At 72.0% G+C, this 21,104-nt stretch carries 21 protein-coding genes; 9 read left to right on the forward strand and 12 right to left on the reverse strand.

Annotated features, from left to right (window positions below; all coding sequences use genetic code 11):
* The first annotated feature begins 23 nt into the window (after window positions 1-23).
* Both BN159_RS25660 and BN159_RS25665 read left to right on the forward strand, forming a co-directional pair.
* The gene (locus tag BN159_RS25660) at window positions 24-1,199 is read left to right on the forward strand and encodes a 4-hydroxybenzoate 3-monooxygenase (RefSeq protein ID WP_015659913.1); all 1,176 of its coding nucleotides are present in this window, start codon (window positions 24-26) and stop codon (window positions 1,197-1,199) included.
* Between the two features lie 190 nt (window positions 1,200-1,389).
* Window positions 1,390-2,301, forward strand: a complete 912-nt coding sequence (locus BN159_RS25665) for a Bax inhibitor-1/YccA family protein (RefSeq protein ID WP_015659914.1) — start codon at window positions 1,390-1,392, stop codon at window positions 2,299-2,301.
* A 66-nt stretch (window positions 2,302-2,367) separates the two neighbouring features.
* Here the strand turns inward: BN159_RS25665 and BN159_RS25670 are convergent, their stop codons facing one another.
* Window positions 2,368-2,598, reverse strand: a complete 231-nt coding sequence (locus BN159_RS25670; protein WP_015659915.1) for a DUF4287 domain-containing protein — start codon at window positions 2,596-2,598, stop codon at window positions 2,368-2,370.
* 104 nt (window positions 2,599-2,702) lie between these two features.
* On the opposite strand from BN159_RS25670, the gene BN159_RS25675 reads away from it, so the two are divergent.
* On the forward strand, window positions 2,703-3,014 hold the full coding sequence (locus BN159_RS25675) for a hypothetical protein (protein ID WP_078598877.1): 312 nt from the start codon (window positions 2,703-2,705) through the stop codon (window positions 3,012-3,014).
* A 102-nt stretch (window positions 3,015-3,116) separates the two neighbouring features.
* Here BN159_RS25675 and BN159_RS25680 read toward each other — a convergent pair whose 3' ends face one another.
* The 4 genes from BN159_RS25680 to BN159_RS25695 form a co-directional block, all read right to left on the reverse strand.
* Window positions 3,117-3,899: a hypothetical protein gene (locus BN159_RS25680; protein ID WP_193384342.1), complete on the reverse strand. Its 783-nt coding sequence runs from the start codon at window positions 3,897-3,899 to the stop codon at window positions 3,117-3,119.
* A 274-nt stretch (window positions 3,900-4,173) separates the two neighbouring features.
* Complete coding sequence (locus BN159_RS25685) at window positions 4,174-5,394, reverse strand: acetyl-CoA C-acetyltransferase (RefSeq protein ID WP_015659918.1); 1,221 nt, start codon at window positions 5,392-5,394, stop codon at window positions 4,174-4,176.
* Between the two features lie 73 nt (window positions 5,395-5,467).
* Window positions 5,468-6,562 carry an acyltransferase family protein gene (locus BN159_RS25690; RefSeq protein WP_015659919.1) on the reverse strand — a complete coding sequence of 365 codons (1,095 nt, stop codon included), beginning with the start codon at window positions 6,560-6,562 and terminating at the stop codon, window positions 5,468-5,470.
* Window positions 6,563-6,704: 142 nt separating this feature from the next.
* Window positions 6,705-7,736, reverse strand: a complete 1,032-nt coding sequence (locus tag BN159_RS25695) for an SGNH/GDSL hydrolase family protein (protein ID WP_015659920.1) — start codon at window positions 7,734-7,736, stop codon at window positions 6,705-6,707.
* 160 nt (window positions 7,737-7,896) lie between these two features.
* On the opposite strand from BN159_RS25695, the gene BN159_RS25700 reads away from it, so the two are divergent.
* Window positions 7,897-9,285: a cystathionine beta-synthase gene (locus BN159_RS25700; protein WP_015659921.1), complete on the forward strand. Its 1,389-nt coding sequence runs from the start codon at window positions 7,897-7,899 to the stop codon at window positions 9,283-9,285.
* A 344-nt stretch (window positions 9,286-9,629) separates the two neighbouring features.
* On the opposite strand, the gene BN159_RS25705 is transcribed toward BN159_RS25700, so the two are convergent.
* Window positions 9,630-10,460, reverse strand: coding sequence for a helix-turn-helix transcriptional regulator (locus BN159_RS25705; protein WP_015659922.1), 831 nt, complete (start codon window positions 10,458-10,460; stop codon window positions 9,630-9,632).
* A gap of 145 nt (window positions 10,461-10,605) precedes the next feature.
* Here BN159_RS25705 and BN159_RS25710 point away from each other — a divergent pair, with 145 nt between their 5' ends.
* Window positions 10,606-11,367 (forward strand): SDR family oxidoreductase, encoded by a 762-nt coding sequence (locus BN159_RS25710; protein ID WP_015659923.1) that lies wholly within the window; start codon window positions 10,606-10,608, stop codon window positions 11,365-11,367.
* A 9-nt stretch (window positions 11,368-11,376) separates the two neighbouring features.
* Here the strand turns inward: BN159_RS25710 and BN159_RS25715 are convergent, their stop codons facing one another.
* Window positions 11,377-11,811: a membrane protein gene (locus tag BN159_RS25715; RefSeq protein ID WP_041819840.1), complete on the reverse strand. Its 435-nt coding sequence runs from the start codon at window positions 11,809-11,811 to the stop codon at window positions 11,377-11,379.
* A 199-nt stretch (window positions 11,812-12,010) separates the two neighbouring features.
* Between BN159_RS25715 and BN159_RS25720 the strand changes: the two genes are divergently transcribed.
* From BN159_RS25720 to BN159_RS25730, 3 genes are all read left to right on the forward strand, one after another.
* Window positions 12,011-13,519, forward strand: a complete 1,509-nt coding sequence (locus BN159_RS25720; protein ID WP_015659925.1) for an aromatic amino acid ammonia-lyase — start codon at window positions 12,011-12,013, stop codon at window positions 13,517-13,519.
* A complete protein-coding gene (locus tag BN159_RS25725) occupies window positions 13,516-14,370 on the forward strand; it encodes a MurR/RpiR family transcriptional regulator (RefSeq protein ID WP_015659926.1) in 855 nt (284 codons plus the stop codon). Before BN159_RS25720 ends, BN159_RS25725 begins: the two co-directional genes overlap by 4 nt.
* Window positions 14,371-14,464: 94 nt before the next feature.
* Window positions 14,465-15,049, forward strand: a complete 585-nt coding sequence (locus BN159_RS25730) for a hypothetical protein (protein WP_015659927.1) — start codon at window positions 14,465-14,467, stop codon at window positions 15,047-15,049.
* 8 nt (window positions 15,050-15,057) lie between these two features.
* Here the strand turns inward: BN159_RS25730 and BN159_RS25735 are convergent, their stop codons facing one another.
* From BN159_RS25735 to BN159_RS25755, 5 genes are all read right to left on the reverse strand, one after another.
* Window positions 15,058-15,432, reverse strand: a complete 375-nt coding sequence (locus BN159_RS25735) for a secreted protein (RefSeq protein WP_015659928.1) — start codon at window positions 15,430-15,432, stop codon at window positions 15,058-15,060.
* Window positions 15,433-15,445: 13 nt separating this feature from the next.
* On the reverse strand, window positions 15,446-16,000 hold the full coding sequence (locus BN159_RS25740; RefSeq protein ID WP_015659929.1) for a roadblock/LC7 domain-containing protein: 555 nt from the start codon (window positions 15,998-16,000) through the stop codon (window positions 15,446-15,448).
* Between the two features lie 19 nt (window positions 16,001-16,019).
* Window positions 16,020-17,327 (reverse strand): hypothetical protein, encoded by a 1,308-nt coding sequence (locus BN159_RS47775; protein WP_015659930.1) that lies wholly within the window; start codon window positions 17,325-17,327, stop codon window positions 16,020-16,022.
* On the reverse strand, window positions 17,324-17,719 hold the full coding sequence (locus BN159_RS25750; protein ID WP_015659931.1) for a hypothetical protein: 396 nt from the start codon (window positions 17,717-17,719) through the stop codon (window positions 17,324-17,326). The genes BN159_RS47775 and BN159_RS25750 overlap by 4 nt, the downstream gene beginning before the upstream one ends.
* 169 nt (window positions 17,720-17,888) lie before the next feature.
* Window positions 17,889-19,301, reverse strand: coding sequence for a type III PLP-dependent enzyme domain-containing protein (locus BN159_RS25755; RefSeq protein WP_015659932.1), 1,413 nt, complete (start codon window positions 19,299-19,301; stop codon window positions 17,889-17,891).
* A 128-nt stretch (window positions 19,302-19,429) separates the two neighbouring features.
* Here BN159_RS25755 and hutU point away from each other — a divergent pair, with 128 nt between their 5' ends.
* Window positions 19,430-21,094 carry a urocanate hydratase gene (gene hutU / locus BN159_RS25760; RefSeq protein ID WP_015659933.1) on the forward strand — a complete coding sequence of 555 codons (1,665 nt, stop codon included), beginning with the start codon at window positions 19,430-19,432 and terminating at the stop codon, window positions 21,092-21,094.
* The last annotated feature ends 10 nt before the right edge of the window (window positions 21,095-21,104 follow it).

The following is a 21,104-nucleotide window of genomic DNA, read 5'->3' on the forward strand; positions in this document are numbered from 1 at the left end:
GAACAAATGGGAACGGAGCCCCGATGCGCACCACCGTCGGCATCATCGGAGCCGGCCCCGCCGGTCTCCTCCTCGCCCGGCTCCTGCACAACGCCGGCATCGACTCGGTCGTCCTGGAGAGCCGCGACCGCACCTATGTCGAGCAGCGGCAGCGGGCCGGGATCCTGGAGCAGGGCACGGTCGACGTCCTGCGCGCGGCGGGCGCGGGTGAGCGCATGGACCGCGAGGGCCTGCGCCACGACGGCATCGAGCTGCGCTACGACCGCACCCGCCACCGCGTCGACTTCCCCACGCTCACCGGCGGCCGCTCGGTGACGGTCTACGCCCAGACCGAGGTGTGCAAGGACCTCATCGCCCTCCAGCTGAAAGAGGGTCACCCCCTGCTCTTCGAGGCGGAGGCACTGGCCGTGGAGGGCGCGGACACCGACCGCCCGCGCGTCCGCTTCCGCCAGGAGGGGCGCGAGGATGTGCTGGAGTGCGACTACGTCGTCGGCTGCGACGGCTTCTGGGGTGTGGCGCGCAAGGCGATACCCGCGGAGCTCGTCCGAGTATTCGAACGGACATACCCCTACGCCTGGCTCGGCATCCTGGCCGACGTACCGCCCTCGCACGAGGAACTGGTCTACGCCCGCCACGACCGGGGCTTCGCCCTCCTCTCCATGCGCTCCCCGTCCGTCTCCCGCCTCTACCTCCAGGTGCCGGAGGGCACCGACCCCGAGGAGTGGTCGGACGACGCGATCTGGGACGAGCTGGAGCGCCGCTTCGAGACGGACGACGACTGGCGCCTCGCGCGCGGCCCGATCACCCAGAAGTCGGTGACCCCGATGCGCTCCTACGTCCACGAGCCCATGCGCCACGGCCGCCTCTTCCTCGCCGGTGACGCGGCGCACATCGTGCCGCCGACCGGGGCCAAGGGGCTCAACCTCGCCGTGGGGGACGTCGTCACCTTCGCGCGGGCGCTGACGCACGAAAGGGAGACCGGTTCGGCCGAGCTGCTGGACGGGTACTCGGCGACCTGTCTGCGGCGGGTGTGGCAGGCCGAGCGGTTCTCCTACGACATGACGACCCTGCTCCACCGGGCCCCCGACGCCGCCCCGTTCGAGGACCGCCTTCAGCTCGCGCGGCTGGCGCGGATCGCCTCATCGAGGGCCGCCGGGACCGATCTGGCCGAGGCGTACACGGGGTTCCCGTTCGGCTGATCACCGACGGGTTCCGGACGTGTCGCGGGTTGGTCATGAATGGGCCCCTCCGGTGCCGGGAATCAGGGACCCACGTAGCGTGTTGCGCAGCATGACAAGGGAAAGATCCTCCCCAAGCACTAGAGTCTTTCTTTTGCCTTTCCATTACTCTTGAGCCCAAGGCTGCGCAAGGTGGCCATGGAGGAGTGAAATGAGGAGCAGCAACCCGGTCTTCTCGCGACGGGGGTTCAGCCGCGACAACGGCTACGCGGGCTTCAACGCCCAGCCGCAGGCCGGGGGCGCCGCTGTGGGCACGCAGGGCAACCCGTATGCCCAGCCGCAGGGTGGTAACCCGTACGCCCAGAACCCGTACGCGCAGAACCCCTACGGCCAGCCGGACCTTCAGCACGGCGCGCCGCCGCAGGCCCCGGTCACCACCGGCCGCATGACGATGGACGACGTCGTCATGCGCACCGGCACGACCCTCGGCATCCTGATCGTCACCGCCGCGCTCGCCTGGGCGCTCCTGCCGGTCGACGACGCCAACATCAACCGCTCGTACGGCATCGCCATCGGCGCCGGCCTGATCGGCATGGTGCTGGCGCTGGTGCAGTCCTTCAAGCGCAAGGCCTCGCCCGCGCTGATCGTGTCCTACGCCGCGTTCGAGGGTGTCTTCCTCGGCGTGGTCTCCAGCGTGGTCGACAACCGCATCGCGGACGGCGCGGCCATGCAGGCCGTGCTCGGCACGATGGGTGTCTTCGTCAGCGTGCTGATCGCCTACAAGGCGGGCTGGATCCGCGTCAACCGCCGCTTCGTCGGCTTCGTGATGGCGGCCGCGCTCGGCTTCATCATGCTGATGGCGGTCAACCTGCTGTTCTCGGTCTTCGGCGGCGGTGACGGCCTCGGCTTCCGCAGCGGCCCGCTCGGCATCCTCATGGGCGTCATCGGCATCCTGCTCGGTGCGGCGTTCCTCGCCATGGACTTCAAGCAGGTCGAGGACGGCATCGCCTACGGTGCCCCGCGCGAGGAGGCCTGGCTCGCCGCCTTCGGCCTCACGCTGACGCTGGTGTGGATCTACATGGAGTTCCTGAGGATCATCTCGATCCTCAACAGCAGCGACTGATCTGCGACGGTTTCGCGGTGAAGGGCCCCGGGTTCGTTCCCGGGGCCCTTCGTCGTCTGTGCGCGCCTAGAGGAATTTGCGCGCCGCCCTCCTCAGGTCGTACTCATGGACGATCGCCTTCGCGTGGCCGTACGCGAGGTCGTATTCGTGGCGAAGCCAGCTGACCTTCTCCTCGAAGCGGACGAGGGCGGGGCCGTCTTCTACGGTGCGGAGCCAGTCGGAGACTTCACGACCGGTGCAGTGGGGGATGCGGGCGAGCATGTTGCGGTGGGTCTCCTCGGAGAGGACGTGGGACATCGGCGCCTCCGGACGCAAAGGGGATGTAAGCCGGTCCTTCAGGTCACCGTGCCTGAGCGTTCGCGTGTTGGCAACAGTCCCGGTTCGGCGCGTACGGTTGCGGCGTGGTGGATACGACGCGTCTGACCCAGGCTGTGGATCACTTCGCCGACCGGTTGCGGGCGGCGCCGCAGTCCCGTCTGCAACGGGGGGCTGCCGCGGAAGCGCTGGCGCTGGCCAGGGAGTTGGCTCGGCGGGCGCAGCTTCTTGAAGGTCGCTCGGGGGAGCCTCGGGAGATGCCGGACGCGGGGATGTTCGCGGCCGCTGATCAAATTACCGTCGCCGTGCATGACTTGGCCCTCGTGTTGATGGACGAGGGCCAGGTTTCTGAGGCTGTTCGGTTGGTGGAGGATGCGCAGAAGAAGGCGGGGGTCTGAGGTGCGTTGGCGGCTGCCGGTCCGTTGTGGCTGGTCGCGCCCACGCGGCGGAGCCGCACATTGATACAGCCCCGCGCCCCTAGGCACGTCCCGCCGCGGCGCTTACAAGCTCGCTATTACGCGGTCCGCCAAGATATAGACGTTCTCCTCGCCGCACTTGAACGTCAGCGTGTACGCGCCCGAGATGCCCGAGCCGCCCAGCAGGACCGGGGTCCGGCCCGCGCGGAGCGCCTCGGAAAGGCGTTCTGCCGTTTCGCGGTGGCCGGGGGTCATGCAGAGGGTCGTGCCGTCGGCGAAGACGTAGACGTCGAGGGTGCCGAGGGGGCCGGGGCGGACGTCGGTCAGTTCGGTGGCGGAGGAGGCCAGCTCCTCCAGGGTGGCGACCGTGCGTTCGTGGTCGTTCACGACCGGTGACTGGACCGGCACGAAGTCCGGGTGCGAGGGGTGCCGGCGGCGGGCCGCGGCCAGTTCGGGGGAGTCCCCGGCGAACTCCTCGGCGTCCGCGGGCGGCTCGGTGACCGGCTCCAGCGGCTCCAGGCCCACGAAATCGGCCTGCCGGGGCAGGAACAGCTCGCTGTCGCTCAGACCCAGCAGGGTCGGGGCGTCGGAGGCGTCACGGGCCTCCTGGGCCGCCCAGAACGCGCGCGCCTCGGCCAGCTCCCGCTCCCGCTCCTCCGCAAGGGCCTCGGCCACGGCGGCGCGTATCTCATCGGTGTCCGCGGCCGGACGCGCGGCCGGCACCAGACCCCGTGCCGCGGCCGCGTTGTTCGCGGCCAGCTCGGTGTGCAGGGCCGCGACCTGTCGGCGCAGCACCATGAGGGTGCGCAGGACGGCGACGCCCACGGCGCCGGTGGCGGCCGTGGTGAGCAGCAGGGCGATCGGCATGGCGCTCACTGACGTACTCCCGGTTCAAAGTCGACCCCCGACTTCCTACATCAGCTTGAAGGGTGGACTATCCATCTGTCAGTGCGTAACGTCACGAACCGGACAGGGCTTTGGGCCTGGCGAGGCTGGTGTGACGCCTCTGACCTGCGGAAATCCCTCGTCTGAGGGAGATAGGTCACATCCTGGGGGAGATTGGATCACAAATAGGCCCGGAACCTGGGCGGTTACCGGGTTCCGGGCCTATGAGTCACTCAAGGTGTCGCGACGGCTACGGTCAGCTCAGTCGCTCGATGACCATCGCCATGCCCTGGCCGCCACCGACGCACATGGTCTCCAGACCGAACTGCTTGTCGTGGAACTGGAGGGAGTTGATGAGCGTGCCGGTGATGCGGGCGCCGGTCATGCCGAAGGGGTGGCCGACGGCGATGGCGCCGCCGTTGACGTTCAGCTTGTCGAGGTCGATGCCCAGGTCGCGGTAGGAGGGGATCACCTGCGCGGCGAACGCCTCGTTGATCTCGACCAGGTCGATGTCGTCGATGGTGAGACCGGCGCGGCGCAGCGCCTGCTGGGACGCCTCGACCGGGCCGAGGCCCATGATCTCGGGGGAGAGGCCGGAGACGCCGGTCGACACGATACGGGCGAGGGGCGTGAGGCCGAGCTCGCGGGCCTTGGTGTCGCTCATGATGACGACCGCAGCGGCGCCGTCGTTCAGCGGGCAGCAGTTGGCGGCGGTGACCATGCCGTCGGGGCGGAAGACGGGCTTGAGGCCCGAGACGCCCTCCAGCGTGACGCCCGCGCGCGGGCCGTCGTCCTTGCTGACGACCGTGCCGTCGGGGAGCGTCACCGGGGTGATCTCGCGCTCCCAGAAGCCGTTCTTGATCGCTTCCTCGGCGAGGTTCTGCGAGCGGACGCCGAACTCGTCCATGTCCGCGCGGGTGACGCCCTTCCAGCGGGCGAGGTTCTCGGCGGTCTGGCCCATCGCGATGTAGGCGTCCGGGACGATGCCGTCCTCGCGCGGGTCGTGCCAGGTGGTGCCCTCCTGCTGGGCGACGGCCTCGGTGCGGGCCTCGGCCTCGGCGAAGAAGGGGTTGTGGGTGTCCGGCAGGGAGTCGGAGTTGCCCTTGGCGAAGCGGGAGACCGTCTCGACACCGGCGGAGATGAAGACGTCGCCCTCACCGGCCTTGATGGCGTGCAGGGCCATCCGCGAGGTCTGGAGCGAGGAGGAGCAGTACCGGGTGATCGTGCAGCCCGGCAGGTGATCCATGCCCATCTGCACGGCCACGATCCGGCCGAGGTTGTTGCCCTGCTCGCCGCCGGGAAGGCCGCAGCCGAGCATCAGGTCGTCGATGTCGCGCGGGTCCAGCTCGGGGACCTTGGCGAGGGCGGCCTGGATGATCGTGGCGGTGAGGTCGTCCGGGCGGAGGTCCTTCAGGGAGCCCTTGAAGGCGCGGCCGATGGGGGAGCGGGCGGTCGAGACGATCACGGCTTCGGGCATCACGGCTCCAGACGACGACGGAAGAGGGGTGTACGGGGCAAGTTACCCGTACGTAAGCCTTCGGTCACCGCCATCAGGGTGTGATGCGGAACTCTTTTCCAAGCGCTTGCTTAGGGGGCGTGATGGTGGTCGGCGTCGGCTGCGCCGGCATCGGCGTGAACAGCCAGTCCACCGGGGGCTTGGTCAGTGGCTGCACCATGCGCCGCACCCACGGTGAACCGAGCGCCGCCGCGAGCAGCACCCCGCACACCATCAGGGCGAGCAGCTCCAGGTGAGTGTTGGCGCGGGCGATGTGGCCCCGCTCCCGGAACGGCAGGATGACCAGCGGATGGAGCAGGTAGATGGTGAAGCCGCCGGAGCCGAGGGCGGAGACGAACGGCAGCCGCCGCTTCGGTATCAGCCGCAGCAGACACAGCACCAGCGCCGCGGCCGAGGCCAGGACCAGCAGACGGATCACCCAGGCGCCCTCCATGCCCAGCCGGGTGTCGGCCTGGTACGCGTGCCGCATCGACAGCCAGGTGCCGAGGACCTTCGCGTGCCAGAGCCAGCCCACCGTGAACGAGGCGAGCACCCCCGCCACGGCCACCGGCAGGCTCCAGCGGGCCCGGAACCAGTCCTGGAGCCACCCCTGGCCCAGCTGCCGGCCGAGGTAGAAGAGCGGCATGTACACCAGGGTCCTGCTGGCCGAGAACTGCATGCCGAACTCGTCCACGTACCCGACCGCCAGCGACACGACCGTGGTGACCAGCAGCGGATGGCGCAGTTGGACCACCAGGGGCAGCAGCAGCCGCCAGAAGAACAGTGACATCAGGAACCACAGCGTCCAGGGGAGCTGGGTGATGTGCAGGGTGAAACGGCCGCCGAGCGCGTACACCTCCAGCGAGTACAGCACGCTGAAGATCAGGGCCGGCAGGGCGATGCTGCTCAGCAGGGTGCGCAGATGGCGCGGGCCGAGCGGGCCGCCGCTGCTGAAGACACCGGCCAGGATGACGAAGAGCGGCACCCGGAAGGCCCAGGTGCCGATGTGGTACGCCCCGAGCGCGTCGTAGCGGCTCATCAGGCTGCCGACGGTGTGCAGGACCACGATCAGCGCGGCGGACACGAACCGGGCGTTGTCCCACCAGGGGTCACGGGTCCGTGCGGTGGCTCTGGGGGGCGGCTTTTCCATTGCGGGGACGTGCTCCTGACAGCGGCGTGACAGCGAAAGCACACCTTCGCCAAAGCCGGGGGTGATCCGGTGACCTCACCTCGTTCGCACGGTGAACTGTGCGTGTACGGAAGGCGGCTCGCCAGGAGCAGTGGATTCCGCTTCACACCCCTGACGCGCTGGTCGGGGACGGTTCCGTCGCTCCGACCCGGCGCCGGCGCCTGCGCTTGAGCAGCGCCCACGGACCCCGCGGTCCCGTGGGCATCGCCGCCGCGACCTCCGTGCCCGCCTCGGACGCCGCCTCCGCCGCGGCCCGGGCCACCGGCAGGAAGCCCTCGCGGCGGGAGACGTCCGGGCGCTCCTCCTCCGCGGGCCACAGCCCGAGTGACGCGCACACGGTGGGGAGGACGGCCATCGCCGCGGTGGCGTACCCCTCCGCCGAGGGGTGGTAGCTGTCCGCGGCGAACATCTCGCGCGGGTTCGCCGCGAACTCCGGGCCCAGCAGATCGCCGAGCGAGACCGTACGTCCGCCCTGCTCGACGACGCCGATCGTCTGGGCGGCGGCGAGCTGACGGGAGGCCCGGCGGGCCAGCCAGCGCAGCGGCTGCTGGACCGGCTCGATGGTGCCGAGGTCGGGGCAGGTGCCGACCACCACCTCGGCGCCGGCCGTGCGCAGCCGTCGTACCGCCGTGGCCAGACAGCGCACCGAGCGGGTCGCGGGCATGCGGTTGGTGACGTCGTTGGCGCCGATCATGATCACGCAGATGTCGGGCACCTGGCCGGAGTCGGCCAGCGCCTCCGACACCTGGCGTTCCAGGTCGTCGGAGCGGGCGCCCGGAAGGGCGACGTTGCGCAGCCGCACCGGGCGCTCCGCCACCGCGGCGAGCCCCGACGCCAAGAGCGCCCCCGGCGTCTGCCCGGCCCGCCGTACGCCCTGGCCCGCGGCCGTGGAGTCGCCCAGCATCAGCAGCCGCAGCGGGGGCTCGCCCGCGCTCGTCATGCCGTCGCCGTACAGGCCCTCCGCGCTCGGTGGGTGCGGAGCGGTGCCGCCGTTGCCCACGGCGCGTTTGGCGAGCTGGACCTCCGCCAGCACCAGACCCACGGCGGCCGCCCCGGCCAGCCCGATCCCACCGCCGCCGTACGCGGCGCCGGCCGCGATCCGCCGGGCCACCCTCGCCCTCGACATGCTCGTCATGCCTTGCCGCCACCTCCTCGAACCCGTACATCCACTGCTTGCCCCGCACGGACCGTGGCCCAATCCCAACGGGCAGTGAACGACCGTCATGGGTGCCTAGCAGGCCATAGGCTGGCTTCACCACTAACGACCGCATCTTTTGCAGCATCCGGAGACAACGGTGCAATTCCACGACTCGATGATCAGTCTCGTCGGCAACACCCCGCTGGTGAGGCTCAACAGCGTGACCAAGGGCATCAAGGCGACCGTCCTGGCCAAGGTGGAGTACTTCAACCCGGGCGGATCGGTGAAGGACCGGATCGCCCTGCGCATGATCGAGGCCGCCGAGGAGTCCGGCGCGCTCAAGCCCGGCGGCACCATCGTCGAGCCGACCAGCGGAAACACCGGGGTCGGGCTCGCCATCGTGGCCCAGCAGAAGGGCTACAAGTGCATCTTCGTCTGCCCCGACAAGGTCAGCACCGACAAGATCAATGTGCTGCGGGCCTACGGGGCGGAGGTCGTCGTCTGCCCGACCGCCGTGGACCCGGAGCACCCGGACTCGTACTACAACGTCTCCGACCGGCTGGTGCGTGAGACGCCCGGCGCCTGGAAGCCCGACCAGTACTCCAACCCCAACAACCCGCTCTCCCACTACCACTCCACCGGCCCCGAGCTGTGGGAGCAGACGGAGGGGAGGATCACCCACTTCGTGGCGGGCGTGGGCACCGGCGGCACCATCTCCGGCACCGGCCGCTATCTGAAGGACGTCAGCGACGGCAAGGTGCAGGTCGTCGGCGCCGACCCCGAGGGCTCGGTCTACTCGGGCGGCTCCGGGCGGCCGTATCTCGTCGAGGGCGTCGGTGAGGACTTCTGGCCGACCGCCTACGACCGCACCGTCGCCGACGAGATCGTCGCCGTGTCCGACAAGGACTCCTTCCAGATGACCCGCCGGCTGGCGAAGGAGGAGGGCCTCCTGGTCGGCGGCTCCTGCGGCATGGCCGTGGTCGCCGCGCTGCGGGTCGCCGAGCGCCTGGAGGAGGACGACGTGGTCGTCGTCCTGCTGCCGGACAGCGGCCGCGGCTACCTCAGCAAGATCTTCAACGACGAGTGGATGGCCGACTACGGCTTCCTGGAGGACGAGGGCCCCAGCGCCCGCGTCGCCGACGTCCTCAACGACAAGGAGCACGGCGCGATCCCGTCCCTCGTCCACATGCACCCCGACGAGACCGTCGGTCAGGCCATCGACGTGCTGCGCGAGTACGGCGTCTCCCAGATGCCGATCGTCAAGCCGGGCGCCGGTCACCCGGACGTGATGGCGGCCGAGGTCGTCGGCTCCGTCGTGGAACGGGAGCTGCTGGACGCCCTGTTCGCCAAGCGGGCCTCGCTGGAGGACCCGCTGGAGAAGCACATGTCGGCCCCGCTGCCGCAGGTCGGCTCCGGTGAACCGGTGGGCGACCTGATGGCCGTGCTCGGTACGGCGGACGCGGCGATCGTCCTCGTCGAGGGCAAGCCCACCGGGGTGATCGGCCGTCAGGACCTGCTGGCCTTCCTTGCCAAGGGCGGGAAGTAGCGGCGAACGTGCGGTGAACGGACCGTGTCGGCGACGAACTTACGGTGATCAGTTGCCTTCGTCGCTTCGCGGAAGTGGTACGAGCGTGTCACGTCCGCGCAGCACCCGCTTAACACGCGTCCGGCACATTAGTGGGTGTCGGCAGGGCGGGAGCGGCTCCCCGCCCCGGCCGGCGCCGAACGTCCAAGGACCTCCGGAGCGGCTCCCGGACCTCCATGGACGCCGGACGTGAGACCCGGTCCTGACCCGGTCCACGTCCCTCGCGGGGACCGCCGTCGTCCCGCCCCCCGGCAACGGGGGTGCGGCGGTCCCCGCGATATCTCTTTCGCCGACCGGCGTCGGTTCTAGCGGGCTTCGGAACTCGCCCAACTCCCCAGCAGCGCAAGCCGTTCCGCCGTCTCCGAGTCCGGTTCCGGGGCGTAGAAGACGACCGTCTGGTCCGGTGCCACCGTGAAGGTGTCGTACGGCAGGACCAGCAGGCCCGCGACCGGGTGCTGAATGCGTTTGACCCCGCAGCCGCAGGGCTTGACCAGGTGGTCGGCCCACAGCCGGCGGAAGTCCTCGCTGCGGGCGGAGAGTTCGCCGACCAGGGCGCCCAGTTCGCGGTCCTCGGGGTGATGGCCGGCGTTCATCCGGAGGTGGGCGGCGGTCTGGGCGGCGATCGTGGGCCAGTCCGGGTAGAGGGAGCGGGCCGCCGGGTCGAGGAAGGCGCGGCGCGGCATGCTGAGCCCGGCCGGACGGTCCGGTCCGCCGAAGTCGAGCACCGCGTCGGCGAGGGCGTTCCAGGCCAGCACGTCCATCCGGTGGTCCAGGACGTACGCGGGGTTGCGGTCCATGCCGTCCAGCAGCAGTTGGACGCTCCGGCTCACCCGGGGCGGTTCCACCGAGGCGGTCCGCTCGCGGCGGCGGGGCCGGGCGATGGTGTGCAGGTAGTCGCGCTCGGCCGGGTCCAGCCGCAGCGCCCGCGCGACCGCGTCCAGCACGGCGTCCGAGACGCTCGGGCCGCGGCCCTGTTCGAGCCGGACGTAGTAGTCGACGCTCACCCCGGCCAGTTGCGCCACTTCCTCGCGGCGCAGGCCGGGGACGCGGCGGCGGCCGTAGCTGGGCAGGCCCACCTCCTGAGGCTGGATGCGGGCGCGGCGTGTGCGCAGGAAGTCTCCGAGTTCCCCGTCCATGCCCTCGATCGTAGGGCGGCGGCGGGCCGGGAGCCTGGTTCTGTCAGACCCAGGAAAAGCTCATCCCTGGGTACGGCCGCGGCGGGCGCGCAAGGTGGGCGGTGCCGCCGGGGAAAGACCCCGGTCGCTACCGAGGGAGCCTGTGATGTCGTACGAGAATCTGGCCGGGCGTACCGCCGTCGTCACCGGGGCCGCCAGTGGGATCGGTGAGGCCGTCGCCGTGCTGCTGGCCCGGCACGGGGCGCGGGTGGCGCTGCTGGCCCGGCGCGCGGAGCGGCTCGACGCGCTCGCCGGCAAGATCCGGGCCGACGGGGGCCAGGCGCTGGCGGTGGCCGCGGACGTCACCGACGAGGCGTCCGTGGCGGAGGCCGCGGGGCGGGTGCGCGAGGCGTACGGGGCCGTCGACCTGGTCGTCAACTCCGCGGGCGTGATGCTGGCGGCCCCCATCGAGGCCGGGGACGCCGCGGCCTGGCAGCGGATGATCGACACCAACGTCAGCGGGCTCCTGCGGGTCACCCGCGCCTTCACCGCCGACCTGGTGGACGCCGCCGCCGAGGGGCGTACGGCGGACCTGGTGAACATCTCCTCCATCGCCGCGCATCTGACCTTCCCCAACTACGCGGTGTACAGCGCCACGAAGGCCGCGGTGACCCATCTCTCCCAGTCCCTGCGCACCGAGCTGGGCCCGAAGGACGTCCGGATCACCAACGTCGAGCCGGGCTTCACCGAGAGCGAGCTGCGCGACCACATCACCGACCCCGAGCGGGTCGGTGAGCTGGACGCGATGGTGTCCGCGATCGGCACGCTGACCTCCGAGGAGGTCGCGGACCTGGTGGTGTACGCGGTGAGCCGGTCCCGGCACGTCAATCTGCGCCAGGTGATGGTGCTGCCCACCCGGCAGGCCTGAGCCCCGGGCTCAGTCCTCCCAGTCGCTGTCCTGCCGGGACTTGCGACGCCGGCGGAACAGGTCCGGGTGGGTGCGGGCGGCCTGCACGACGTTCACGCCGACGATGCCCGCCCAGGCGACCAGCAGGCCGGGGAGATGGGCCACCCCGCCGCCGATGCCGGACAGCGGGATCGCGAGGACCAGCGAGACGATGCCGAAGCCGAAGCGCTCGCCCCAGGAGTCCGTCGGCTTCGGTGACCGGGCACCCCGGGCCACCACCATCTGCTGCTCGGCGAGCTGCCGGCGTACCCGGCGCTCGACCGCTCCGTCGATGCGCTGGTCGACCTTCTCCAGGAACGAGTCGACCAGCGCGGACTCGTACTCCTCACCCAGCTCCCTGCGTGCCTGCAAGGTGGCGTTGAGTTCCTTCTTCAGCTCGGTGTCCCGCGCGTCTAGTCCGGTCATGAGGACAACGGTAGGCAGTGCGGGCGGTCCGGGCACTGGGGATATCCCCCCTGTTGGACCTGGGGGTGGCGCCGCTGCCGACGGGCGGTCTTGTTGCCTGGCTGCATAACGTCATGCAAGATTCATGGTGGCTGAATAGCCGAGGGCTGAAGGCTGAACGACTGAAGGCTGAGCGACGGTCGATGGGGGTTCGGGATTGATGTCGTCTCCGGTCGTGGACGGGCCCGCGGTCATGGACACCGGGTCGGTGCTCCTCGACGGCCGCGGACTCTCCGTCGCCGATGTGGTGCGCCTCGCGGACGGGGCCGCCCGGCCCGTCCCGCAGGACGAGGCGATGAAGCGGGCCACCCGCTCCTGGGACACCGCCCGGCAGATCGCCGCGACCGGACGCGTCTACGGTCGCTCCACCGGCGTCGGCGCCAACCGGAACGAGGACGTGCCCACCGAGGCCGCCGCCGGACACGGGCTGCGGCTGCTGCGCAGCCACGCGGGCGGCATCGGTGCGGAACTCCCCGCCCGGCAGGTGCGGGCCATGCTCGCCGTACGGGCCAACCAGCTGCTCGCGGGCGGTGCCGGGCTCCGCCCGACCGTGGTCACGGCGCTGTGCGAGGCGCTGGAGAGCGGGGCGCATCCGGTCGTCAACGAGTTCGGATCCGTCGGTACGGGGGATCTCGCGGCGCTCGCCCAGGTGGGCCTTGCGCTGGTGGGGGAGCACCCCTGGCGCGGCACCGGCGCCCCCGAGCCGCAGCCGCTCGACAACAACGACGCGCTCGCCCTGATCAGCAGCAACGCCCTCACCCTCGGCCAGGCCGCCCTCGCCCTGCACGAACTGCGCGGGCTCATCGCCGCCACCCAGGTCGTCGCCGCGCTCTCCCTGCTCGCCGTCGACGGCTCCCACGAGCCCTACGCCGCTCCCGTCCACCAGGCCCGCCCGCACCGCGGCTCCGGCGAAGTAGCCCGCCGGATGCGGGAGTTGATCGGTGCCGCGGACCGGCCCACACCTCCGCTCGGCCGGATCCAGGACCCGTACGGCTTCCGCTGTCTGCCCCAGATCCACGGGCCCGCGCACGACGCGGCGGACGCCCTGGAGGCGGTGCTCGCGGTGGAGATCAACGCCGCCGCCGAGAACCCGCTGATCGCGGTCGACGACCTGGCCGCCTACCACCACGGCGGCTTCTACCAGGCCGGGCTCGCCCTCGCCCTGGACCACTTCCGGCTGGCCGTCACCCAGGTGGCCAGGCTGTCCACCTCCCGGCTCTCCACCCTCAACGAGCCCGCCTACACCCGGCTGAAGCCCTTCCTCGCCGACCAGGAGCCCGCCTCGTCCGGCGTGATGATCCTGGAGTACTCCGCCGCTGCCGCCCTCGGCGACCTGCGCGCCTTCTCGGCGCCCGCCTCCCTCGGCCACGCTGTACTCTCCCGGGGCGTCGAGGAACAGGCCAGTTTCGCCTCGCTCGCCGCCCGGCAGACGCTGCGCGCGTGCGGTGCGTACCGTCTCGTCGTCGGCTGCGAACTCGTCGCCGCCGTACGGGCGCTGCGCCAGCGCGACCTCAGGCCCGAGCCGGGACTTCCGGCGGGCCGCGCGCTGGAGCTCGCCGAGGCGGTGCTCGAAGAGGACCAGGCCGACCGGCCGCTCACGGACGACGTGACGGCGGCGGCGCGGCTGCTCGACCGGTTCACGGAGATCTGGAGGGGAAGCGCGGGATGAGCGCGGACAGGAACGCGGTGGACACCCCGGCGGCGCGCCTTCAGGCGCTCTTCGAGGGGCACCGGCTCACCCCGACCCAGCGGCGCATCGCGCACAGCATGGTGCGCCAGGCCGCCGACGTGCCCTTCCTCTCCAGCGTCGAACTGGCCGAACTCGCCGGGGTCAGCCAGCCCTCGGTGACCCGCTTCGCCGTCGCCCTCGGCTTCGACGGCTACCCCGCGCTGCGCAGGCACCTTCGCGAGGTCGCGCCCGCCGAGCCGGTGGCCGCCGCGCGCACCTACAACGAGTACCAGCAGGCCGTCGAGGCCGAGATCGAGAACCTGCGGCATCTGGCCGAGCTGCTCGCCGACCCGCGCCCCGTGCAGAAGGCGGGCCGGCTGCTCGCCGCCTCCCGCCCGCTGCCGGTGCTCGGCCTGCGCGCGGCGGCCTCCCAGGCGTACGGCTTCGCCTACTTCGCGGCCAAGGTCCACCCCGACGTCCGGCTGCTGCACGAGGGCGGCACCATGGTCCACGACCGGATCGACGCCTGTGTCCGGGCGGGCGCCTCGGCGCTGCTGTGCTTCGCGCTGCCCCGGCACCCCCGCGAGGTCCTGGACACCCTCGGCTACGCCAAGCAGGCCGGGCTGACCGTGGTCACGGTCGCCGACTCCGCCTTCGCGCCGGTCGCCAAGGTCTCCGATCTGCTGCTGCCCGCGGCCGTCGGCACCGGGCTCGCCTTCGACACCGCCTGTGCCCCGATGCTGCTGGGGCGGGTGCTGCTGGAGGCGATGTGCGACGACCTGCCGGAGGCGCAGGCCCGCCTTGAGGAGTTCGACGCGCGGGCGGCGGCACGCGGTCTGTTCGTGGAGTGAGCCGGTTCGTGCAGTGGGACGGTCTTCTCAGACTGGTCTCACGTATGCCCACTAACCTCCCCGCCACATGAGTTGACGCGACGAGGAGGGGATCGTGGCACGCGGAGGTCAGGGACTCGCTCGGGTGGCCGTCGTCGTACGGGCCGGAGCGGCACCGCTGTTCTGGCTCGGGCTGTGCGCGGCCGGGATCGGCGTACTGGTGCCGGGCGTGACCGGGCGCCGGATCGGGGTGATGGCGGGCGCGGCGCTGTTCCTCGTCACCGCGGCGGCGGTGGCGTACCGGCGGCGCAGGCGGTACGGCGCCCTCATGCGCGGGGCGGCCCGCGCGGGCAAGCACGATGTGCTCCAGGACCGCGCGGTGACCGTGCGGGTCTGGCGCCGCGGCCACCGCTGGTGGCTGGTGCTCGCCTTCGCCGCCGCCCTGGGCAGCGCGTTCGCGGTGCCCGCCGCGGGCGGCATGCTGCTCGCCGGGGCGGGCACCGGGCTGTGGCTGAAGTCCGCCTGGATCGGCCGCCGCGAACGGGCCGACGACACCTTGTTGTGGGTGCGCGTGGACTGGCTCGCGGCGCGCGGCGGACGTCCCGCGGGGAAGGCGGTCAGGGCCTACCGCGGCACCGGCATCGCGGCGGGCGACGCGGCCCCGGGCGGGGCCCGCCGCCGCGCCGACGCGCTGGTCTGACCGGTCTCCTAGACCTCCAGGTCCTGCTCGATCTTCTTCAACTGGTGGCGGGCCATCGCCAGGTTGGACCGCTTGACGTCCAGCACCAGGTACAGGAAGAGGCCGTTGCCGCTGCGGCCGCTGAGCAGCCGGATCAGGTGGTACTGGTCGCCCAGGGTGATCAGGATGTCCTCGATCTCGCCCTTGAGGCCGAGGTGTTCCATGGTGCGCATCTTGGCGCGCACCACATCGGTGTTGCCGGCGGCGGCCACGTTCAGGTCGAAGCTCTTGCTGCCGCCCATGGTGCCCAGTGCCATGCCACTGGTGTAGTCGACGAGCGCGACGCCGGTCGCGCCCTCGATCCCGGTCAGCGCCTCTTTGAGCGAGGTCTCGGTGTTCGCCATATGGATCTTCCTCTCAACTCTCCGTGCTGGTGCGCGGTTGGGTGGTTCGGGGTGGGGTGGAGCGGGGCTCGGTGGAGCGCGACTGTGCGGTTCGCGACTGTGCGGTTCGCGACTGGGCGGATGTGGTGCGCCGCTCGCGCGGGGCCTTCGCCCGGGTGGCCGGGGCCCGCGCGGGGGTACGGCTCTTGGTCTCGTCCGTCGCCTCGTCGACCAGTTCGCCGATCCGGACGGCGGCGCGGCGGCCCTCCAGATGCAGCCGGCCGACGCTGACGTCGTCCTTGGCGAGCAGGGTCAGCACGGCGGCGTGGCCCGCCGCGTACGTCGCCACATAGCCGTCCCGTCCGCGGACGAGCAGTTCCCGCAGCTCACCGCGGCCGGTGGCGTCCGCCAGACGTACGGCGACGCCGAGCGCGGCGGCGGTGAGCGCGGCCACGCCATCCGGCTCCACGTCCGGGGCGTCCTCGGCGACGACCAGGCCGTCGACGCTGGCCGCGAGGGAGCCGGTCAACTGCGGGATGCGGGCTCTGAGCCGGTGAAGCTCGTCGAGTATCGGCGCCTCGGCGGCCATCAGGTTTCTCCTCTGTCGGTCAAAGGGCCTCCAGCGCATCCCGGACTCTCTTCAGCAGGGCAATGTCGGGGTGGTCGGGCGCGAGGCGCTCCGCGGGGGACGGGGGGTTGGGGCGTGTGGGGAGCGGCGGTGGAGCGGTGGCCGGGGCCGGTGGGGTGCTCCAGGTGGTGCGGGGTGTGGGCCGCTCGGCGGGGGACGGGGTGTTGGGCCGTGTGGGAAGCGGTGGGGAAGTGGTGGCCGGGGCCGGTGGGGTGCTCCGGGTGGCGTCGGGGGTGAGTCGCTCGGCGGGCGCCGGGGGACGGGCCCGGGGGACGGTTCGCCCGGTGGCCGGGCTTGGCGGGGCGGTGCCGTGGGGGGCCCGGGTGGGCGGTGCCTGGTCGGGGCCGGGGCCGGGGCCGGGGCTCTGGGGTCGTGGGTCGGGGCCCGGTGCCTGGGGTCGCGGGTTGGGACCCGGAGCCGGAGGCCGCTGGGCGGGGCCCGGTGCCTGAGGCCGCGGGTTGGGTCCCGGTGCCTGGCTTCGCGGGTTGGGACCCGGAGCCGGAGGCCGCTGGGCGGGGCCCGGTGCCTGGGTTCGCGAGGCGGTGTCCGGTGCCTGAGGGTGCGGCTTCAGGGCGCCCGCTGCTGCCAGGCGGCGTATGTCCACCAGGGTGTGGAACGTCGGGCGGCCCAGGGCGCGGGCTATGTCCGGGGCCGTGCGGGTGCCGTCCAGTAGGGCCAGGACGGCTTGCTGGCGGGCGGTGAGGGGCGGGAGCCGGGGTGATGGGTCGGCTCGGGCCAGGGGTGCGGTGTCCGTGCCGGGGTCGGGCCAGATGCGGTGCAGCAGGTCGCGGCGGCGCAGCGTCTCGCGCTCCAGGGCGGAGACCGGCACCGGGCGCACGGGGCCGAGCCAGTGGCCGGTGCCGTAGCGGAAGCGGCCCGGGGCGCTGCTGGGGGCGAGAGCGAAGTACGCGGCGTCGTACAGCGCGCTCAGGTGGCACAGCTCCAGCGTGCCCGGGGTGAGCCGCCCGCTGTCGACCAGGAGCCGGGCGGCGCCGTGCCGCTCGTCGGCCCGTGCGACGGCGTCCTGCCAGGCGTCGGGGGAGAGGGTGCCGTGCGCGATGAGCAGGACGTCGAGACCCGGGGCGGCCGGGCTCTCGGCGTGCACCACCCGGCCCTCGGCCAGATACAGCGTGCCCCGCTCGCGCAGCAGCACCCCGGTGGCCCGCTCGGCGGCGAGCCGGCTCAGCATCGGCGACAGCCCCCGCGGCACCCGTTCCGCGGCCCCGCTGCGGTCCCGCACCGGCAGCCGGGGCGGCAGACCGGCCGGGGTGGCGTGCAGCGCGGTCATCCCAGCACCAGCCGTCCGGCCAGCTCACCGAGCCGGATCCGGGCCAGCGCGAGATTGCCCTCCTCGCGGCCCAGCCACAGATGCAGGAACACGCTGCTGTCGAACGACGTCCACACGAACCGCAGCACGTGATAGCTGTCCCGGTTGCTGAGGATCAGATCCTCGACGGGCGGATCGGTTTCGGCGCCGGGTTCCCCGAACGGTGCGAACGCCCGGTGCTCCGCGGCCAGCCGGGCCAGCTCGGCCGTCTCCGCCGCGCTCGCCTCCGGATCGCCGCCCGGGGACTCGCCGACCGTGCCCAGGGCCAGTCCGCTGGTCCAGTCGACCAGCGCCGCACCCCGCGCGCCGGGCAGCCGCATGGCCTCCAGCAGACACTCGTCGATTCCGGGCACCCCGGCTCCCCTCCCACCTCGGGTTCGGCTGAGTGACGCCGAAACTACGCACCGTGTGGGTGGGGAGTGAGGGTTCTGGCATTTTCCGGCGGAACATGCCGCGAATGGCTAAGGTGGGTCAACTGACCATGTTTCCGGACCAGTTGAACCGCAGATCCGCCGGAGCGCGTCAACGGCTCCCGGGTGCGCGGAGGGTGGTGAGCGCGGACGCGTGCGCCCCTCCGGCCTCGGTCACGATCGCGTCGAGACTCTGCGCCGCCCGGACAGTCGCGAAGGCGACACCCCCGGACCCGTCCGGTACAAAGCCGTGAATGCCCGGCCGGGCCAGGGAGTTGTACGCGTAGTGGTGCGCGAAGTAGTACGCGCCCGTGTCCAGCGCCGCCACCAGATCCCCCTGCTCAAGACGCGGCAGCGCCCGCGCCTCGGCCAGCAGGTCGCCGGCGAAACAGGCGGGCCCGGCCACGTCCTGCACCACCTCGGCCCCCGTCTTCGGCCGCCCCTTCGCGTCGTACGCGGCGATCCGCAGCGGCCAGGCCGCCGGCGCGTACACCGTCCGCGTCGCCACCTGCACGCCCGCGTGCGTCACCGCCACCGGCCGCCCGCCCGCGCTCTTGGTGTACTCCACCCGCGCCAGCACCGTCCCGTGCTTGGCCAGCAGCGACCGTCCGAACTCGGTGACCAGCCCGTACCGCCCGTCGAACAGCCCCGGCACCGCCTCGCTCAGCAGCCGCGCGTACTGCGCGTACGTCGGGGTCGTGGCGTCCGAGGAGAAGTTCACCGGCAGCCCGCCGCCGATGTCGATCGTGTCGATCTGCCGCCGCCCGAGCCGCCCGTTGATCTCCTCCGCCAGCGCGTACGTCTCCGCCACGCCCCGCGCCATCAGCGACAGCGGCACGCCCTGGGACCCGGTGTGCGCGTGCAGCCGGGTCAGCCACGGCCGCTCCAGATACGCCCGCACCACCCACTCCCGCGCCCCCTCGTCGCGCAGCGCCACCCCGAACTTCGAGGTGGCCGTCGCCGTCGACAGCGCCTCGATGGCACCCGCGCCCACCTGCGGGTTGACCCGTATACCGAGCGGCGAACGGCTCGGCGCCGACCGCATCAGCGCGTCGATACGGTCCAGCTCCTGCGGGTTGTCGGCGTTGACCGCGATACCGAGCGCCAGCGCCTCGCGCAGTTCGGCGGGTGTCTTCGCGGGCGAGTCCAGGACCGTGCGCTCCGGCGGCAGCCCCGCCGCCCGCGTCAGCGCCAGCTCCCCGGGGCTCGCCACCTCCGCGCCGATCCCCGCCTCGCGCAGCAGCCGCAGCACGGGCACCAGCGGGGTCGCCTTCACCGCGAAGGCGTGCAGCACCGGGGTGCCGGGCGCGGTGACCGCGTCGAACGCCGCCCGCAGGGCCGCCGCCGACTCCCGGATGCCGGTGACGTCCAGCAGGCCCACGATGGGGGAGTCCGGCCCCAGCAGCCCCTGTTCCACGGCCGCCCGCACCGCCTCGTCCCGGCGCGCCGCCCGCTCGTCGTCGTCCGTCCGTCCGACCTTGACGCTGTCCACCGCATCCCCCGTCGTGTCGTTCCCCGTGACCACGTATCCAGACAAACATCCGCGGCGCGGTCTCGCTGGCGCACGAACGTATTGACTAGCTCTATTCAGGAAGTCAGGATGTGAATAGCGACAGCAACAATCCGGCAGCACCATCCGCTAGGAGGCAGACCATGTCAGGACCCCGCCCCGTACGAGCGCCGCGCGGTACGGAACTGAGTGCCCTGGGATGGCAGCAGGAAGCCGCCCTGCGGATGCTCCAGAACAACCTCGACCCCGAGGTCGCCGAGCACCCCGACAAGCTCGTCGTCTACGGCGGCACCGGCAAGGCGGCCCGCGACTGGCGCTCCTTCGACGCCATGGTCCGCACGCTGCGCACCCTCAAGCAGGACGAGACCATGCTGGTCCAGTCCGGCCGCCCGGTCGGCGTCATGCAGACCCACGAGTGGGCCCCGCGCGTCCTCATCGCCAACTCCAACCTGGTCGGCGACTGGGCCAACTGGGAGGAGTTCCGCCGCCTGGAGCAGCTCGGCCTGACCATGTACGGCCAGATGACCGCCGGCTCCTGGATCTACATCGGCACCCAGGGCATCCTCCAGGGCACCTACGAGACCTTCGCCGCCGTCGCCGCGAAGAAGTTCGGCGGCACCCTCGCCGGGACGATCACCCTCACCGCCGGACTCGGCGGCATGGGCGGCGCCCAGCCGCTCGCCGTCACCATGAACGACGGCGTCGCGATCTGCATCGACTGCGACCCGCGCGCCATCGAGCGGCGCATCGAGCACCGCTACCTGGACGTGAAGGCCGACAGCCTGGAGCACGCCCTCCAGCTCGCCGTCGAGGCCCGCGACGCCCGCCGCCCGCTCTCCATCGGCCTGCTCGGCAACGCCGCCGAACTGCTGCCGCGGATGCTCGCCGAGGGCGCCCCCGTCGACATCGTCACCGACCAGACCTCGGCGCACGACCCGCTGGCGTACCTGCCCGTCGGCGTCGACTTCGACGACATGGCGTCCTACGCGGCGAAGGACCCGGCCGGGTTCACCACCCGCGCGCGGGAGTCCATGGCGCGGCACGTGGAGGCGATGGTCGGCTTCATGGACGCGGGTGCCGAGGTCTTCGACTACGGCAACTCCATCCGCGGCGAGGCCCAGCTCGCGGGCTACGACCGGGCGTTCGCCTTCCCCGGCTTCGTCCCCGCCTACATCCGCCCGCTGTTCTGCGAGGGCAAGGGCCCCTTCCGGTGGGCGGCGCTGTCCGGTGACCCGTCCGACATCGCCAAGACCGACAAGGCGATCCTGGACCTCTTCCCGGAGAACGAGTCCCTCGCCCGCTGGATCAAGATGGCCGGTGAGCGGGTCCACTTCCAGGGTCTGCCCGCGCGGATCTGCTGGCTCGGCTACGGCGAGCGGGACAAGGCCGGTGAGCGGTTCAACGAGATGGTCGCCGACGGCACGCTCCAGGCGCCGCTCGCCATCGGCCGGGACCACCTCGACTGCGGTTCCGTCGCCTCTCCGTACCGCGAGACCGAGGCGATGCTCGACGGCTCCGACGCGATCGCGGACTGGCCGCTGCTGAACGCGATGGTCAACGTGGCCTCCGGTGCCTCCTGGGTCTCCCTCCACCACGGCGGCGGCGTCGGCATGGGCCGCTCCATCCACGCCGGCCAGGTCACGGTGGCCGACGGCACGAAGCTGGGCGGCGAGAAGATCCGACGCGTGCTGACGAACGACCCCGGCATGGGCGTCATCCGGCACGTGGACGCGGGCTACGACATCGCCGAGTCCGTGGCGGACGACAAGGGTGTCCGGGTGCCGATGCGCGAAGGTGACGACGCGTGACCGAAAGCGG

The sequence above is a fragment of the Streptomyces davaonensis JCM 4913 genome (assembly GCF_000349325.1).
Lineage (GTDB): Bacteria > Actinomycetota > Actinomycetes > Streptomycetales > Streptomycetaceae > Streptomyces > Streptomyces davaonensis.